We start from the raw sequence: 16,682 nt of genomic DNA on the forward strand, positions 1-16,682 counted from the left end.
ACAGGGCGGACCGGGGCTTGAAGCGGTGGCGCTGTTTCCTGCGGGCCGTCCGGCGGGGTGCCGGACGGCGTGGTCACGCGGGGGAGAACAGGTGGTCGCTGATGAGGCGGGCGCCGCCGATGACTCCGGCGTTCGAGCCCAGCTCACCGAGGACGATGGGCAGGTTGCCGGTCGCGAGCGGCAGCGACTGGCGGTAGACCTGGGTGCGGATCGCGGCGAGCAGGGTGTGGCCGAGGCCGGTCACCCCGCCGCCGATCACCACGAGAGAGGGGTTGAAGAAGCTGACCAGGCCCGCGATGACCTGGCCGGTGCGGGTGCCGCCCTCGCGGATGAGGTCGAGCGAGACGGTGTCGCCGGCGGCGGCCGCGGCCGCGATGTCGACGGCGCTCAGGGTGCCGTGCGTCTCCAGGCGGGAGGCGAGTTCGGCCGAGAGCCCCTGGCCGGCCGCCTCCAGCGCGTCGCGGGCGAGCGCCGCGCCGCTGAAGTGGGCCTCCAGGCAGCCCCGGTTGCCGCAGGCGCAGGCGCGGCCGTCGGGTACGGCCTGGATGTGGCCGATGTCGCCCGCGCTGCCCGTGGCCCCCCGGTAGACCTCGCCGCCGACGACGATGCCGCAGCCGATGCCGGTGCCGATCTTGACGCAGAGGAAGTCGGCGGCGGTGCGGGCGACGCCCGCGTGCTGCTCCCCCATGGCCATCAGATTCACGTCGTTGTCGACCATGACGGGGCAGCCGAGTTCCTGGCTGAGCGCCTCCCGTACGGGGAAGCCGTCCCAGCCCGGCATGATCGGCGGGGCGACCGGCACCCCCTCCGGGAAGCGGACGGGTCCCGGTACGCCGATGCCGGCGCCGTCGAACCCCTCCACGAGCCCGGAGGAGCGGAGCTTGGCCGCCATGGCGAGGACGTGCTCGAAGACCGCGACCGGACCCTCGCGTACGTCCATGGGCTGGTTGAGGTGGCCCAGCACTTCGAGTTCGGCGTTGGTGACGGCGACGTCGACCGAGGTCGCGCCGATGTCGATGCCGAGGAAGCGCAGGTTCGGGGCGAGCCGCAGATTGTGGGAGCGGCGTCCGCCGCGCGAGGCGGCGAGTCCGTCGGCCACGATGAGCCCGGTCTGCAGGAGCCGGTCCACCTCCACGGCCAGCTTGGACCGGGACAGTTCGATCTGATCGCCCAACTGGGCGCGGGAGTTGGGACCCTCGTCGCGCAGCATGCGGAGCAGCCGGGCCTGGTGGGCGTTGGCGGGTCGTGCCGTCATGCGTCTCACGAGTCCCTCCCCGCCTCGGTACCGGCCGTCCGTCGCGTTCTTTCGGGGGGAACGTAGCAGCGGCTGCCGGGGCTGGGAAGAAGTAGCGCGGGAATTCGTGCTCACTTTCTCCACTCACAGGACAAAGGTCGGGGCCGTCAGTGGGCGTGGTGCGCGGCGGTGTGGTGTCCGGTGTGGCCCGGTACGGTGCCGTCGGGCTTCGCCACCAGGAACAGTCCGGCCATCCCCATGTCGGAGTGGCTCTGGACGTGGCAGTGGTACATCCAGGCGCCCGCGCCGACGTGTTCGCCCGCGATGACCTGGAAGCCGAAGGAGTCGGCGGGCCCGGTGATCTTGTTGTCGACGATCCGGCTGGGGTCGTCGGGACCGGTCAGCAGGCCCGTGCGGTTGTCGGCCCAGCGGTGACCGTGCATATGGAAGGTGTGGTAGTACTCGCCGTGCGTGATCATGACGATCTCGACGCGATCGCCCACCGTGGCCTCGAAGTCCGGGGTCTGCCCCGCCGTCCTGTTGTTGATCGTCATGTCGTTGAAGACGATCGTGAACTGCTTGTCGGGCAGGAGGTCGCCCTTCCGGCGCACGACGACCGGGCCGTACAGGCCCTTGCGGATGCCGCCGGTTCCGTGGTCGGTACCCACGACGTGGTCGTGGTAGTGCCAGTAACCGGCGCTCCCCGCCTGCCAGGTGCCGTCCTTGCGGCGGCCGGGGGCGTGGGTGCGCCAGGTGTAGGTGCGGGTGCCGCCGGGTTCGACATGGCTGCCCGTCATCCGGGTGCCGTCGTTGGCGATGTCGTAGTCGACGCCGTGGACGTGGAGGCTGGCGTCGGCGTCGGTGAGGTTCTCGAATTCGATGTGCAGGGTGTCGCCCTCGACCAGTTCGATGAGCGGGCCCGGCACGGTCGCCTTGCCCTTCTCCAGACCGTAGCCGAGCTGTCCGCCGGGCAGTTTCTCGGCGTAGAGCTTGAGGTGGCGCACCTGGCCGCCGGCCGGGGCGGTGGGCGGCGAGGGCTCGGCCGCCGAAGGGGCGGAAGCCACCGACAACGTTGCCGTGCCGGTGGCGGCGACCACACCGCCGGCCAGCAGCCGTCGCCCGAAAGTCCTTCTGTCCAGAGCCATTCCGGTCTCTCCAGTCCTGTGCGGAGTGCTGTGAGGAGACGGGCGGGGGCGGGCCCCCGGGGACGGCCACGGTAGAGGCGCGCCTCTCGTTTATCCACACCCAGGACAAAGTTGGTGAGATTCCGTCCATAGCTATTGGCGGACCGGCGAAAGGCGTCTAGCTTCTGGCGCTGTTGCTGAGACCACGGAGGGTGGGTGACCCATGCAGAGCGCACCACATCACCGGTCGAGATCCCGGCGGGCAACGGCGGCGGCCCTGGCGGCCGGAGCCCTGGCGGCATCCCTGTTGAGCGGCGGTACCGCCGCCACGGCCAGTCCGTTCCCGGAGCCGAGGGCGTCGGCGCTGCCGTCGCCGCCCGGCGGCAGAGACGTCAAAGTACTCGTCTTCCACGCCTCGGCCACCGAGGAGTCACCGACCGTCGACGCCGGTATCGAGGCCATCGAGTCCATCGGTCTGACCGGTCCCGAGGATCAGCGTTTCAAGACCGTGGCGACGGACGACGCCTCGGTCTTCACCAACGACAAGCGGCTGGGCACCTTCAACGCCGTGGTGTTCCTGACCGGCGGCGGAGATGTCCTCGATCCCGAGCAGGAGGCGGGCCTCGAGGCGTATCTGCAGGCCGGCGGCGGCTTCCTCGGCATCCATGACGCGGCGCGGACGGAGCCGTACTCCGACTGGTTCACCGGTCTGATCGGGGCCCGCCCCGCGAAGACGAGCCCGGCCGCCGTGCAGCGGGCCACCGTGGAGATCCCGGACCGGAGTCATCCGGCCACGAAGGGGCTGCCGTTGGAGTGGAAGCGGCCCGACACGTGGTTCAACTGGGCGAGCAACCCGACCGGCAAGGTGCACACCGTCGCCAAGGTCCGCGAGAGCAGCTACCAGCCGGGCACCGGCGCCAACGGGGTGGACCACCCGGTGTCCTGGTGCCGGGACTACTCCGGCGGCCGGTCCTTCTACACCGGCATGGGCGGCACGGTGGAGTCGTTCGCCGAGACCGACTTCCGCGACCATCTGCGGGGCGCGCTGCTGTGGACCACCCGGCTCTCGCGCGCCGACTGCAAGGCGACCATCGACGCCAACTACTCGGCGGTGCGCGTCACTCAGCCGAACCAGCCCGGTCAGCAGGACCAGATCGGCGAGCCGCACGGCCTGGTCGTGGCGCCCGACGGTCGGGTGCTGTACATCGGCCGGGGCGGCGGCACCAACGAGGCGCCGGTCGTCACCGACTGGAACAACCCCGACATCGGCAAGGGCATCGGCCAGATCCACATCTACGACCCCGCCACGAAGAAGGTCACGCTCGCGGGCGCCCTCACCGTCTTCGGCAACAAGGGTGGCGGCGACGAACTGGTCAAGGTCGAGGAGGGGTTGCTCGGCATCGAGCTGGACCCCGGCTTCGAGTCCAACGGCTGGGTGTACCTGCACTACACCCCGCACTCCGGCCTGGACCGCGACAAGCAGGTGGCCGAACGCCGCGTCTCCCGCTTCACGTTGGACCGCGCCACGAACAAGCTCGACCTGGCCTCGGAGAAGGTGCTGCTCAAGTGGCCGGTACAGGTGCACAGTTGCTGTCACGCGGGCGGCGGGATGGCCTGGGACTCCCAGGGCAACCTCTACATCGCCACCGGTGACAACAACTCCTCCGGGTTCAGCGACGGTTACTCCGGCAACAACCCGCAGCCCAACTACAAGGGCCTCTCCTTCGCCGACGCCCGCCGCACCGCGGGCAACACCCACAACCTCAACGGCAAGATCCTGCGCATCCACCCGGAGCCGGACGGCACGTACACCCTGCCCGAAGGCAACCTCTTCACCGGCAAGGAGCAGGACGAGGGCGGCGGCAAGACCCGTGGCGAGATCTATGTGATGGGTGTACGGAACCCGGCGCGGATCTCCGTCGACAAGAAGACCGACATCCTCTACGCGGGCTGGGTCGGCCCCGACGCGGGCGCGCCGAGCACCACCTGGGGACCGGCGAAGTACGACACGTTCGCCGCGATCACCAAGGCGGGCAACCACGGCTGGCCGTTCTGCATGGGCAACAAGCAGCCCTACCGCGACCGGAATCTGCCGGACCCGACGAAGCCGCTGGGCTGGTACGACTGCGACGCCCCGAAGAACGAGTCGCCGAACAACGACGGCCTGGTGAACCTGCCGCCCGTCACCGGCAACACCATCTGGTACTCCCCGCAGGGCGGCGCCCCCGACTTCCCGCGCGACGCGGCGGGCGTGCCCAGCTACAAGAACGAGGAGGCCACCTACCTCCTGCCGTGGCTCAAGGGAGGCGGCCAGGCCACCATGGACGGCCCGGTCTACCGCTACGACGCGGCGACGGCCGGCGCCGGGGCGTGGCCGGAGTACTGGGACGGCAAGTGGTTCGTCGGTGACTTCTACGACGCGGACAACCCGCGCCACGCGGTGCTCACCGACCCGAAGACGGTCGGCAAGGGCGGCCTGCCGGTCACGGCGGAGTCGCTGAAGAAGATCATCCCGGTCGGGCAGGGCGGCATCCGCAACCTGATGGACTGGAAGTTCGCGCCGGACGGCTCGCTCTACGTCCTCGACTACGGCCGCGGCTTCTTCACCTCCGACTCCCAGTCCGCGCTGTGGCGTGTGACGTACACCGGCGGCGCGGCCACGCCCGCCGCGAAGGATCTGGCCAGGAAGGCGGCACAGTGAGACATCGACCTCTCCGCCTGTACACCGCGCTGCTGGGCGCGCTGCTGCTGATGCTGGGGCTCACCTCGACGGCCGCGTACGGACGGGACGGCGACCGCGCTGCGGCGGCCCAGACGCTGACGTGGACGGCGAGTTCCCGTACCGACCAGTACGCGAGCTTCCCGACGACGGCGGTGGCCGGCGCGGCGACCCTCGTCTTCGAGAACAGCACCGCGACCGGCAACGACATCGGCATGCCGCACACGCTGACCTTCGACGTGTCGGACCCCGAGTACAACCACGACGTGCCGGTGAACATCCTGGCCAACCCCGGTGACGACAGCGGCGGCAAGCACACCGTCGACGTGACGCTGACGCCCGGCCGGTACCGCTACTTCTGCACCATTCCGGGTCACAGCCAGATGCAGGGCATCCTCACGGTGACCGAGCCCGGCGGCGAGGACACCACGGCGCCGGCCGCCTCGGCGAGGGTCGAGGGGCAGCAGAACGCCGACGGCGCCTATGTCGGCTCGGCCAAGGTCACGGTGTCCGCGTCGGACGACGCGTCCGGGGTGAAGTCGATCGAGTACGCGGTCGGCGCGGACGGCCCGTGGCAGGCGTACACCGCGCCGGTGGTCGTCGACCAGGTCGGCTCGCACACCCTGCGCTACCGCGCCACCGACCAGGCGGGCAACGTGGCCGCCGAGAAGTCCGTGACCTTCAGCGTGGTCGCCCCGCCCACCGACGACACGACCGCGCCGGAGACGTCAGCGACGGTGAGCGGCGAGAAGGACGCCGACGGGAACTACCTCACGATGGCGACGGTCACCGTGACCGCCTCGGACACCGGCTCGGGCGTCAACACCATTGAGTACGCGCTCGGTTCGGACGGCTCCTGGCAGCCGTACACCGCGCCGGTGATGGTGCACGCGGTCGGCTCGCACACCGTGCGCTACCGGGCGACCGACAAGGCGGGGAACGCGGCGGCCGAGAAGTCCGTGGCCTTCAAGGTCGTAGCTCCGCCGGCCGAGGACACGACCGCGCCGGAGACCTCGGCGACCCTGAGCGGCACCCGGAACTCGAACGGGGCGTACGTCACCAGTGCCAAGGTCACCGTCAACGCCTCGGACTCCGACTCCGGCGTGGCCGGGGTCGAGTACTCCCTTGACGGGGGACCGTACCTGGCGTACTCGGCGCCCGTGGTCGTGGACCGGCTCGGGTTCCACACGGTGGCGTACCGGGCGACGGACAAGGCGGGGAACACCTCCGCCGCCAAGAGCGTCACCTTCACCGTCGCGCAGGGCGGGGGCGTCCCGGCGCCGAACTGCCCCGAGTACGACGAGCGGCTGACGGTCATCGTCGGCACGGTGGACACCGGCGTGCCGAACCGGCTGACGCGCAGCCGGTGCACGATCAACGAGCTGATCGAGGACGAGAAGGGCTGGTCGTCGCAGGCGCTGTTCCTCAAGCACGTAGACGGCGTGCTCGACGGGCTCCTCACGGACGGTGTGATCGACCAGCGCGAGTTCAAGAAGATCACCAAGGCCGCCAAGCAGTCGAAGATCGGCAAGCCCGGCCAGACGGAGGGCTACCGTGACCTGTTCGACGGCACGCAGGCGTCCCTGGCCAAGTGGGAGCAGGTCGGCGGCGGGCAGTTCAGCCTGACCGGCGACGGCGCGATCACCAGCAGTACGACCGTGCAGGGCATGGGCATGCTGTGGTTCCCGGAGCGCAAATACGGCGACTTCTCGCTCAAGCTCCGCTTCCGTGACGACGCTCCGGGTACGGGCAACGCCAACGGCGGGGTGTTCATCCGGTTCCCCGACGTCCACAACCATCCGGAGGAGTCCCGGCCCGAGTGGGTCGCCATCAACTACGGGCACGAGATCCAGATCCTCGACAGCCCGACCGGCGACATGTACAAGACGGGCTCGGTCTACGGGTTCGACCGGGTCGGCCTGGGCGGTGCGGGGGTCACTCCGAAGGGCACCTGGAACGACTACGAGATCCGCGCGGAGGGCCAGCACTTCACGATCCTGCGCAACGGTGTCGTCATCAACGAGTTCGACAACGTCGGCGGCCAGGTCTTCACCCCGCCCCGCGCGGGTGACCCCGGCACCGACGGCCGGCGCTACGCGACCGGGTACATCGGGCTCCAGGTGCACAGCACGTCGGACGTGATCTCGTACCGCGACATCCGGATCAAGGAGTTGTAGGCGACGGGACCGTGGGGCCCTCACCGCTTCGGCGGTGGGGGCCCTGCTCGTGCTTCTCTGAACATCCGGCAACTCCCCTGCTACGTACAGGCATTGAGAGTCATGGCCTGGTCAAGCCGTTCCCGCGCGTTGGCCACATGTTCACCACCCTCCCCTGACGCGGCCCGCCATGAGGGGCGGAGAGTGGTCGGCGGCCCGGCTTCCCGGCCGGGTGGACCGACACTCCGCCGGAGCGCCCATCGCGCTCAAGAAGGGACGACCATGGCCGAGTTGACCCGCCGTAGAGTCCTGGGGTCGGCCGCGGGCGCGCTGGGTGGCGCCGCGGCATTGTCCCTGCTGCCGCCGAGCGTCCAGAAAGCCGTCGCCGCCGGGCCGCCCAAGGGCGGTTCGCTGCGTGACATCGAGCATGTGGTCCTGCTGATGCAGGAGAACCGGTCGTTCGACCACTACTTCGGCACCCTCTCCGGGGTCCGGGGCTTCGCCGACCCGCACGCCCTCACGCTGGACAACGGGCGCAGCGTGTTCTACCAGCCAGACACGGTGAACCCCAAGGGCTATCTGCTGCCCTTCCACCTCGACACCCACTCGTCCAGCGCCCAGGCCATCCCGTCCACCAGCCATGCCTGGTCGGTGCAGCACCAGGCGTGGAACAACGGCAGGATGGACCAGTGGCTGCCCGCCCACCGCGCGGCCGACGGCGTCAACGGCCCCTATGTGATGGGGTATTACACGCGCGAGGACATCCCGTTCCAGTTCGCGCTCGCCGAGACGTTCACGATCTGCGACAACTACTTCTGCTCGGTGTTCGGGCCGACGTGGCCCAACCGGCTGATGTGGATGACCGGTTCCATCGACCCCGGCGGTACGAAGGGCGGCCCGGTCATCAAGAACTCGGCGCCCAAGCCGTACCAGTGGACCACCTACGCCGAGCGGCTGCAGGCGGCCGGGGTGAGCTGGAAGGTGTACCAGCAGGACGACGACTACGGCTGCAACATGCTGGAGCAGTTCGCCGCGTTCAAGAACGCCGCCCCCGGCTCCGAGCTGTACGAGCGCGGGGTACGCCCGCAGCCCGAGGGCACCTTCGAGGACGACGCCCGCAACGACCGGCTCCCGGCGGTGTCCTGGATCATGCCGACCAGCTTCCAGTCGGAGCACCCGAACTATCTCCCGGCGGCCGGCGCGGACTTCGTGGCCTCGAAGATCGAGGCGATCGCGGCCAACCCGAAGGTGTGGCGCAAGACCGCGTTCATCCTCAACTACGACGAGAACGACGGCCTGTTCGACCACGTCCCGCCGCCGGTGCCGCCCGCGGGGACGCCGGACGAGTTCATCCAGGGGTTGCCCATCGGCGGTGGATTCCGCGTGCCGGCGATCGTGGTCTCGCCCTGGACCGTGGGCGGTTGGGTCGCCACGGAAGCGTTCGACCACACCTCGGCGCTGCAATTCCTCGAGCACTTCACCGGGGTCGAGGAGCCCAACATCAGCGACTGGCGCCGCTCCACCTTCGGCGACCTCACCAGCGCCTTCCGCTTCCGCTCCGCCCGCCCGCGCCCGCCGCGCCTCCCGGACGACACGGCGGAGCAGCTCGAGAAGGCGAAGCAGGAGGTGGCCACCCTCCCCAAGCCGACACTACCGGGCGCGGACCAGACCTTCCCCCACCAGGAACACGGCCGCCGCCCACACGTCTGAGCCAACCGGACCGGTGCCGTTCTTGGCACCGGCCTCCTCAGTACACCGGGTCGCCGGGCCCCACGCGGTGCGTCTCCAACTCGCCGTCGGCGAGCAACTCCTCGATCAGCGCCTCGCTGCCGCCCACATAGGTGCTGACCAGGTCCACGTCCCCACCCACACACCAGGCACGGTCCTGCGGCCACCACAGGTCGGGCAACTCGGCGAACTCGTCCCACACCACCGGCGAAACGGCGTCCGAGAGGGTCCCGGCAAGCAGCACCTCGTCCCGGTACGGAGTCTCGAAGGTGGGGAAGCGGGAGAAGTCCCACCGCCCATACCCCTCCCACAGACCGAACCAGCACTGGTCGGCGGTGCGAGTGTGCCGGGCGAGTACGGGAATCAGCGCCTCGGCGACAGCGGGCGGCGTCGGCCCCTCCGCCGGATGCTCGTCCCAGACCCCGGGCAACCCATACTCGGACGCGTTCTGATAGTCCCGCTCCATCCCGGCCACCTCGTGCCAGCCGGCGTTCGGCCCCACCGCCCGCCCATGAGCCTCAGCCACGTCTCGCCACCGCACCGCCCGCTCCCCCAGCGACGCCGGATGCAGAACCCGTACGTAGGCATCTAATCCGGGAACGGAGATACCGGCCACGGTGCACGAGTGGTCACGGCCCGGGAAACGCACGGCGAGCCAGCGGGCAGGCGCCAGGTCGGCGGACTGCACACGCAGGCGTCCGTACAGCTCAGGGGCGGGATTCTGGCGCACCGAGGGATAGTCGTCCATGGTCGGCAGTCTGCCCCACGGGAGGGCACACCTCTCGACCACGCCCGGCGCCCGCGTCAGGACCGCACCGACTCCGTGAGCCGCCGTAGGGACGCCCGGCCCGGTGGTCCCCAGGTCGGTTTGCCGCCGGGGAGGCCATTGTCGCCCGCGTGGCCGATGCGGAGGCCGGCCAGGGCGCGGAGGATGGCCCAGCCGCGGGCGCGGCGGAGGGTGGCGGGGTCGGGGGTGGGGTGGTAGGCGGTGTGGAAGCGGTCGAGGGCGCCGTCGGGGAGGAGAATCCAGGCGGCGGCGAGGTCGAAGGCGGGGTCGCCGGCGAAGAGGTCGCCGAAGTCGATGACGCCGGAGAAGGTGCCGTCGGTGGTGAGGATGTTGGCGGGGTGCAGGTCGCCGTGGAGCCAGAGGCGGGGGCCGGTCCAGGCGGGGGCGGCGGCCGCGTCGTCCCACACCGCGCGGACGGTGTCGGGGTGCTGGACGAGGCCCAGGTCGGCGGCCCAGTCGAGCGAGGCGGTGAGGGATTCGGCGAAGTCGGCCAGCCGGCCCCCTCGGTCCCGGCCCACCGGTGCCTGCTCGGGGGCGGGGCGGTGAAAGGCGGTCAGGAAGGCGGCGAGGGCGTCGGCGGCTTCGTCGGGGCGGGTCGCGGGGGCGCGGTCGGCGGGCTCGCCCGGTACCCAGGTGGTGACGAGCCAGGGTCTCGGGAAGCGGGCGGAGGGCTCCCCGAGGCGCTGCGGGACGGGGATGGGGAGGGGCAGGCCCTCGGCGAGGAGCGGCAGCCAGGCGTGCTCCTTGCGCAGCAGCGCGTCCGCCGACTCGGTGGCCCAGGGCAGGCGGACGGCGAGGTCGTCGCCCAGCCGCCAGACCTGGTTGTCCCAGCCGAGCGCGCCGAGCTTCAGGGGGCGTTCCGCCAGGTCGGGGTGCTGCTCGCGCAGCAGATCCCGGATCAGGTCCGCCGTGATGTCCGTCCCGGTGACTGTCATGGGGAGCCACGCTAGCGCTTAGCCCGGATGCCGGTCCGGGATGCGCGTCCCGGCGGTGGCGCCCCAGGATTCTGATCATGCGGAACTCCACTGACACCCCGTCCTGTCCCCGGTACTCGCGGCACGGTGGTGCCCGGCATGCCATATCCGCGGCGGCCCTCTGCGGTGTCCTGCTGGCGGTGACCACGGCCTGCGGGGACCCAGGCGGCAAGGCCCGCTCCGGCGGCGCGGCGGGCAACGGCAACCCCGCCGTCTCCGGCTCCTCCCGCCCGGCGACCGCCAGTGGCGTCCCCGGTGTCGGTGAGCGGATGGGCAAACAGATCCCGGACGACACCCGGCAACTGGTGGTCGTCTACGGCGACGACCGGGACTCCGCCGAGGGCACGGCCGTGCTGTACGAGAAGCAGGGCGCCCAGTGGAAGCAGTCCGCGAGCTGGCCCTCGCACAACGGCCGCCGGGGCTGGACGACGGACCATCAGCTCGACGACGAGCGCTCCCCCGTGGGCGTCTTCTCCCTCACCGACGCCGGCGGCACCCTGCGCAGCCCCGGCACCAAGCTGCCGTACTGGTACGACGACCACGCCTACGCGGCCTCGGTGGTGGACCCGGACGACGAGGCGCACGCGCACGACTTCGACTACGTCATCGCCATCAACTACAACCGGCTCAAGGGCACCCCGCCCTACGACTGGAGCCGGCCCGAGGGCGTGGAGAAGGGTGGCGGCATCTGGCTGCACCTGGACCACGGTGACGGCACGTCGGCCTGTGTGACCGTCCCGGAGGCCGGCATCAAGACCCTCCTCGGCACCCTCGACCCCGCCGACCACCCGATGGTGGTGATGGGCGACCGCGACCGCCTCAAGGGCTGAGCGGAACCCATCCGTCACACCCGTATCGGCCGTGGCGATTCGGCCAGGGCCGCGCGGACCCCCGGCACGGTGAGCCCTACGACGCGTTTCCGGTGCTCCCGGAATGACGCCGCTCGATGCGGACTCCGCTGCGGCCGAAACACGTGTGTTCGATATAGCTCTCCCTCTCGTTGACCCCGGTGCCGCACCTTCACCGGCTTCCGCAACCTGAGGAGACGCGCAGTTGAGCACCTCCACCCGTACCGTCCCACCGCCCGCACCGGCGGAGATCACCTACTCCGGGCATTACTCCGTCAACCCGCTGGGCGAGGCGAGCTTCCGTAGCCTGTGCGCCCAACTCCCGTGTGTGCTGGGCCGGATCACGGCCATGGCGTGGGCGATCGACCGCCGGGCCGTCCTGCTGCTGCTCGCCTGCCAGGTGGCGACCGGGGTGTCGGCCGCCGTCCTGCTCACCGCCACGGCGCGGGCCATGACCCCGCTGCTCGGCGCGGGCGCGATGGCGGACCGGCTGCGCGCGGCCCTCCCCGCGCTGGTCGTCGTGGCCTGCGCGAGTGCCGTCGCCCGGACCGCGCCGGCCGTCGCCCGCTATGCCGAGCGCCGGATCACTCCCCGGCTGATGACGGCCACGGACACCACCCTGGTCGAGGCCGTCTGCCGGGTGGAGGCGGCCGCCTGCGCGGTGGACGGCTTCTCGGACCGGCAGGAAGCCGCCGAGATGGGCGTGACGCGTACGCAGGTCATGGTGATGGACGCCCAGCGGTTCACGTCGGCCCTGATCAGGATGGTCACCGCGGGCGCGGTCGTCACCGTGCTGAACCCGCTGGTGCTGCCGCTGCTCCTGCTGGCCGTCGCCCCGGCCGCCGTCGGCGCGGTCCTCACCGCACGGGTGGACTACGGCATCCACTACGCGAACATCGCGGACCGCAACGTCCGGGGCATGACCCGCTGGTGGGCGACGACCCCGAAGTACGGCGACGAGGTCCGCGCCAACGGCATGACCGACTACCTCCTGTACTGGTACCGGGCCCTGTCCGAGCGGGTCGACCGGCGCACCCTGGCCGCCGCCCCGAGGACGCTGCGGATCGCGCTGTCCTCCTCCTTCGCCGGGGGTGTGTTCCTCACCGCGACCTGGGGGATGCTCGCCTGGCTGGCCGTCACCGGCCGGGTGGCGCCGGCGGTCGCCGCCACCGCCGTGGTCGCGGTGCAGACGACGCTCTCCGCGTTGTCCCAACTGGTCATGGAGGGCGCGGCCGTCTTCCACACCAGCCTCTACCTCGGTGACATGCAGGCGTTCTTCGACCACGCCGCCGAGCGGGCGCCGAGGCGCGGAGGGGCGGTCGTCGAGGAGCCGGTGGAAGAGATCCGGCTGGAGGAGGTCAGCTACCGGTATCCGGGCAAGGACCGGGCCGCCGTGGACGGGGTGTCCCTGGCGCTGCGGCGCGGCGAGATCCTGGCGGTCGTGGGGGTGAACGGCTCCGGCAAGAGCACCCTGACCCGGCTGATCACCGGCATCTACCTGGCGGACAAGGGCCGGGTGGTGTGGAACGGCACCGATCTCGCGGGCGCCGATCCGGCGACCGTCTGGGACAACACCGGTCTGGTGCCGCAGATCTTCGCGCAGTGGCCCCTCCGGGTCCGGGAGAACGTCACCCTCGGCCAGCCCCGCAGCCATGACGACGGCCCGGTGTGGGACGCGGTGGAGGCCGTCGGCATGCGGGATGCGGTGGAGGAGCTGCCCGCCGGACTGGACACGCTGCTCGCCCGCGAGATCTTCGGCGGCACCGAGCTGTCCGGGGGCCAGTGGCAGCGGCTCGCGTGTTCCCGCGCGCTGTACCGCCGTCCACCGCTGCTGATCCTGGACGAGCCCACCTCCCAGATGGACCCGCACGGCGAGCACGCCATCTTCGAGCACATCAAGGCGATCTCCGCCGACCGGATCACCATCGTCATCACCCACCGCCTGGAGAACACCCGGATCGCGGACCGGATCGTCGTGATGGACCAGGGCCGGATCACCGAGCAGGGCACGTACGACGATCTCGTGCACGCGGGCGGCACCTTCGCCGGCCTCCTGCGGCTGTCCCAGGACCGCTGAGCGCTTCGGCGCGGGTCCCCGGCCGAAAAGGGGGAACGCGTCAGGCGGAACGGATCGGGCCCGCCGCGCCGGAGCGGCCGGCGGGCCCGGCAGGGCACAGCGTGCGGTGTGAGCCGTACGGCGAGGAGGCGGCATGGGTGGCGACGGCAACAGCGCTTACGGCCACAAGAAGTTCAAGCGGTCCAAGAGCCATTTCGCGGACCGGATCACGGCCGACGGGCGGGACGGCTGGCCGGTGGAGTCCGGGCGGTACCGGCTGGTGGTCTCGCGGGCCTGCCCGTGGGCGAGCCGGGCGGTGATCTCGCGCCGGCTGCTCGGACTGGAGCGGGCGCTGCCGATGGCGGTCACCGACCCGGTCCAGGACGACCGGAGCTGGCGGTTCACCCTGGACCCCGGCGGCCGGGACCCGGTGCTCGGCATCCGCTACCTGGCCGAGGCGTACGAGAAGCGGGAGCCGGGCGCGCCCGGCGGGGTGAGCGTGCCCGCGATCGTGGACGTGCCGAGCGGCGAGCTGGTCACCAACGACTACCAGCAGCTCACCCTCGACCTGGCCACCGAGTGGACCGACCTCCACCGCGAGGGCGCCCCGGACCTCTACCCGGAGCATCTGCGGGACGAGATCGACGAGGTGATGGCCGAGGTCTACGAGGACGTCAACAACGGTGTCTACCGGGCCGGGTTCGCCTCGGACCAGGAGGAGTACGAGGAGGCGTGCGCCGGGGTGTTCCGGCGGCTGGAGGCGCTGGCCGAGCGGCTGGCGGGGCAGCGCTACCTCGTCGGGGACACGATCACCGAGGCGGACATCCGGCTGTTCACCACGCTGGTCCGCTTCGACCCGGTCTACCACGGGCATTTCAAGTGCAATCTGTGGAAGCTGACGGAGAACCCGGTGCTGTGGGCGTACGCGCGGGACCTGTTCCAGACGCCGGGGTTCGGGGACACGGTGGACTTCGACCACATCAAGCGGCACTACTACCAGGTCCACTCGGGCATCAATCCGACCGGGATCGTGCCGCTCGGCCCGGACCTCTCCGGCTGGCTGAGCCCGCACCACCGCGAGGAGTTGGGCGGCCGGCCGTTCGGTGACGGCACCCCGCCGGGACCCGTGGCGCCGCACGAGCGGGTGGGACCGCGAGGTCTGCCTGCATGAGGAGGGCGTGACGAGGAAGAAGCGTGACATGGCGAAGAACAAGACGAAGAAGAAACTCTCGCTCACCTACAAGCCGGTCGGCTTCGTGATGAGCTGGGCCGGCGGTGCGCTGGCCGGACTGGCCTTCCGCAAGGCGTGGATGGCCATACGGCACGAGGAGGACGCGCCCGACGCGCTGGACCGCGACCGCGGCTGGGGCGAGGTGCTGCTCGCCGCGGCCGTGCAGGGCGCGATCTTCGCGGTGGTGCGCAGCGCCGTGGACCGTACCGGGGCCAAGGCCATCGAGCGGTCGACGGGTGTGTGGCCGGTGGCCGAGAAGGGCGGCCGGGACTGAGCACACGAAGACCGGGGGGGGCGGGTCGATGCGATGCCCGCCACCCCCGGTCTTCGTCCGTGGTCAGCCCTGCTTGGGGGCGGTCGGCGGGACGAGCCGCACCGTGAAGGAGTGGCCCGAGGGGTCGGAGTAGCTGCGCTCCTCGTGCGGTCCCACCGCGTCCCGTGTCTCCAGGGGACGGCCGCCCAGCGAGACGATGCGCCGCTCGGCCCCGTCCAGGTCGTCCACCATGAACTCGAGGTGCGCCTGGAGGGAGTTCTCCGGGCGGGGCCAGCTCGGGGGCGTGGCGTTGACATCGCGGCGGAAGGCGATACGGAAGCCGTCCGCACCCCGGATCTGCACCAGGTTGGCGGAGGCGACGGTCTGTTCGCCGTCCAGCAACTCCTCGTAGAACGCGGCCAGTTTCTCCGGCTCGGCACAGTCGAGCACCACCACGCCCGCTTTGACCAGCGTCATGCTTCCTCCCAGAAAGTCGCCTCCCCCTGCGACTTTCCCGGCCCACCCGATTCAGTCCGCACGCGCGCGGGCGCTCAGTCCGCGAGGTCGACCAGGAACTTCCGGGGCGGGCAGAAGAAGGTGACGCCGGTGACCGCCCGTGAGTAGTCGAGGATGCGGTCGTGCAGCGGCGGCGGGTCCCCGAGGAACATGCGCTCCAGCATCTTCTCGGTGACCCACAGGTGCCGGGAGTAGCCGATGAAGTAGGTGCCGTACTCGCCCTTGCCGGGGGTGGCGAACGGCATGTTGTCGCGGAGGATGTCGTGCTCGCCCTCGGCGTCCTGGATGGTGCACAGGGTCTTGTGCGACTTCTGGCCCTCGGTCGCGTCGGGGAGTTCGATGTTGTCGAACTTGGTGCGGCCGATGATCTGTTCCTGCGTCTCGGTGGTCTGGGCGCGCCAGTCCTTGAGGTCGTGCAGGTACTTCTGGATGACGACGTAGCTGCCGCCCGCGTAGGCCGGGTCCTCCTCGCCGACCAGGGTCGACGCCGGCAGGGAGAGGCCGATGGGATTGGCGGTGCCGTCCACGAATTCCAGGAGGTCGCGGCCGTTGTAGTAACGGAATCCGGTGACGTCGTCCACGGCCGTCACGGAATCACCGAACGCCTCCAGCAGGATCTTCTCGAATTCCACGACGAGATCGACCGAATCGGCGCGGATGTGGTACAGGAGATCGCCTTCCGTGGCCACCGCCGTGTGCTGGGCGCCCCGGATTTCCTGGAAGGGCTTGAGTTCCTTCGGCAGCGGTTTCCGGGTCAACGGTTCCCAGGCGTGGTGCGAGATACCGAGATTGGCGGTGAAGATCCCGGTGTTCACCTGGATCTTGATGTCCTTGAGCAGGTCCTCGATGCTCGCCACCACCGACCGCGCCTTGTCCATGGCCTCGTCGCCGCTGTTGATGGTCAGCACCAGGAAGGCGGCCGCCGCGGTCATCGGGGCGTCGATGTACTGCGGCTCGGTCTTCAGGTCGTGCTTGGCGACGGCGCTGTAATCCATGGCCTCTCCCGGTGGGCGGCCCGCGGGATCGAGCGGGCAGGGCGGTGCGTGGCAGGCGGAA

The 16,682-nt window shown here is 70.7% G+C and carries 13 protein-coding genes; 7 read left to right on the forward strand and 6 right to left on the reverse strand.

Translation table 11 applies throughout. The features are described from left to right. Positions 1-73 precede the first annotated feature (73 nt). Complete coding sequence (locus tag E5083_RS17040) at positions 74-1,255, reverse strand: ROK family transcriptional regulator (protein WP_135786567.1); 1,182 nt, start codon at positions 1,253-1,255, stop codon at positions 74-76. Positions 1,256-1,401: 146 nt separating this feature from the next. After that, positions 1,402-2,373: a multicopper oxidase domain-containing protein gene (locus E5083_RS17045; RefSeq protein ID WP_135787009.1), complete on the reverse strand. Its 972-nt coding sequence runs from the start codon at positions 2,371-2,373 to the stop codon at positions 1,402-1,404. A gap of 208 nt (positions 2,374-2,581) precedes the next feature. On the opposite strand from E5083_RS17045, the gene E5083_RS17050 reads away from it, so the two are divergent. The 3 genes from E5083_RS17050 to E5083_RS17060 all read left to right on the forward strand — a co-directional run bounded on the left by E5083_RS17050 (position 2,582) and on the right by E5083_RS17060 (position 8,943). Next, the gene (locus tag E5083_RS17050) at positions 2,582-5,059 is read left to right on the forward strand and encodes a ThuA domain-containing protein (protein ID WP_208754072.1); all 2,478 of its coding nucleotides are present in this window, start codon (positions 2,582-2,584) and stop codon (positions 5,057-5,059) included. Positions 5,060-5,109: 50 nt separating this feature from the next. Then, positions 5,110-7,254, forward strand: coding sequence for an OmpL47-type beta-barrel domain-containing protein (locus E5083_RS17055; protein ID WP_244317571.1), 2,145 nt, complete (start codon positions 5,110-5,112; stop codon positions 7,252-7,254). A gap of 261 nt (positions 7,255-7,515) precedes the next feature. After that, positions 7,516-8,943 (forward strand): alkaline phosphatase family protein, encoded by a 1,428-nt coding sequence (locus E5083_RS17060; RefSeq protein ID WP_135786569.1) that lies wholly within the window; start codon positions 7,516-7,518, stop codon positions 8,941-8,943. A gap of 37 nt (positions 8,944-8,980) precedes the next feature. On the opposite strand, the gene E5083_RS17065 is transcribed toward E5083_RS17060, so the two are convergent. Continuing rightward, entirely contained in the window at positions 8,981-9,709 is a 729-nt protein-coding gene (locus E5083_RS17065) for a hypothetical protein (protein ID WP_135786570.1), read from the reverse strand. A gap of 56 nt (positions 9,710-9,765) precedes the next feature. Then, on the reverse strand, positions 9,766-10,683 hold the full coding sequence (locus E5083_RS17070) for an aminoglycoside phosphotransferase family protein (protein ID WP_135786571.1): 918 nt from the start codon (positions 10,681-10,683) through the stop codon (positions 9,766-9,768). 77 nt (positions 10,684-10,760) lie between these two features. Here E5083_RS17070 and E5083_RS17075 point away from each other — a divergent pair, with 77 nt between their 5' ends. From E5083_RS17075 to E5083_RS17090, 4 genes are all read left to right on the forward strand, one after another. Then, on the forward strand, positions 10,761-11,552 hold the full coding sequence (locus tag E5083_RS17075) for a hypothetical protein (RefSeq protein WP_135786572.1): 792 nt from the start codon (positions 10,761-10,763) through the stop codon (positions 11,550-11,552). Between the two features lie 367 nt (positions 11,553-11,919). Beyond that, the gene (locus tag E5083_RS17080) at positions 11,920-13,647 is read left to right on the forward strand and encodes an ATP-binding cassette domain-containing protein (RefSeq protein WP_244317572.1); all 1,728 of its coding nucleotides are present in this window, start codon (positions 11,920-11,922) and stop codon (positions 13,645-13,647) included. A gap of 133 nt (positions 13,648-13,780) precedes the next feature. Then, on the forward strand, positions 13,781-14,797 hold the full coding sequence (locus E5083_RS17085) for a glutathione S-transferase family protein (protein WP_135786574.1): 1,017 nt from the start codon (positions 13,781-13,783) through the stop codon (positions 14,795-14,797). Positions 14,798-14,825: 28 nt separating this feature from the next. Then, the gene (locus tag E5083_RS17090) at positions 14,826-15,131 is read left to right on the forward strand and encodes a DUF4235 domain-containing protein (protein ID WP_031183373.1); all 306 of its coding nucleotides are present in this window, start codon (positions 14,826-14,828) and stop codon (positions 15,129-15,131) included. A gap of 63 nt (positions 15,132-15,194) precedes the next feature. On the opposite strand, the gene E5083_RS17095 is transcribed toward E5083_RS17090, so the two are convergent. After that, positions 15,195-15,587: a VOC family protein gene (locus E5083_RS17095; protein WP_135786575.1), complete on the reverse strand. Its 393-nt coding sequence runs from the start codon at positions 15,585-15,587 to the stop codon at positions 15,195-15,197. A gap of 74 nt (positions 15,588-15,661) precedes the next feature. Continuing rightward, positions 15,662-16,621 (reverse strand): Dyp-type peroxidase, encoded by a 960-nt coding sequence (locus tag E5083_RS17100; protein ID WP_135786576.1) that lies wholly within the window; start codon positions 16,619-16,621, stop codon positions 15,662-15,664. Positions 16,622-16,682: the final 61 nt, after the last annotated feature.

This window comes from Streptomyces bauhiniae, assembly GCF_004784475.1.
Lineage (GTDB): Bacteria > Actinomycetota > Actinomycetes > Streptomycetales > Streptomycetaceae > Streptomyces > Streptomyces seoulensis.

What these genes read in the sequence shown, in the direction of transcription:
- E5083_RS17040 (WP_135786567.1), bottom strand. Translation starts at nt 1,255, where the DNA reads ATGACGGCACGACCCGCCAACGCCCACCAGGCCCGGCTGCTCCGCATG.
- E5083_RS17050 (WP_208754072.1), top strand. Translation starts at nt 2,582, where the DNA reads ATGCAGAGCGCACCACATCACCGGTCGAGATCCCGGCGGGCAACGGCG.
- E5083_RS17055 (WP_244317571.1), top strand. Translation starts at nt 5,110, where the DNA reads ATGCTGGGGCTCACCTCGACGGCCGCGTACGGACGGGACGGCGACCGC.
- E5083_RS17060 (WP_135786569.1), top strand. Translation starts at nt 7,516, where the DNA reads ATGGCCGAGTTGACCCGCCGTAGAGTCCTGGGGTCGGCCGCGGGCGCG.
- E5083_RS17065 (WP_135786570.1), bottom strand. Translation starts at nt 9,709, where the DNA reads ATGGACGACTATCCCTCGGTGCGCCAGAATCCCGCCCCTGAGCTGTAC.
- E5083_RS17070 (WP_135786571.1), bottom strand. Translation starts at nt 10,683, where the DNA reads ATGACAGTCACCGGGACGGACATCACGGCGGACCTGATCCGGGATCTG.
- E5083_RS17075 (WP_135786572.1), top strand. Translation starts at nt 10,761, where the DNA reads ATGCGGAACTCCACTGACACCCCGTCCTGTCCCCGGTACTCGCGGCAC.
- E5083_RS17080 (WP_244317572.1), top strand. Translation starts at nt 11,920, where the DNA reads ATGGCGTGGGCGATCGACCGCCGGGCCGTCCTGCTGCTGCTCGCCTGC.
- E5083_RS17085 (WP_135786574.1), top strand. Translation starts at nt 13,781, where the DNA reads ATGGGTGGCGACGGCAACAGCGCTTACGGCCACAAGAAGTTCAAGCGG.
- E5083_RS17090 (WP_031183373.1), top strand. Translation starts at nt 14,826, where the DNA reads ATGGCGAAGAACAAGACGAAGAAGAAACTCTCGCTCACCTACAAGCCG.
- E5083_RS17095 (WP_135786575.1), bottom strand. Translation starts at nt 15,587, where the DNA reads ATGACGCTGGTCAAAGCGGGCGTGGTGGTGCTCGACTGTGCCGAGCCG.
- E5083_RS17100 (WP_135786576.1), bottom strand. Translation starts at nt 16,621, where the DNA reads ATGGATTACAGCGCCGTCGCCAAGCACGACCTGAAGACCGAGCCGCAG.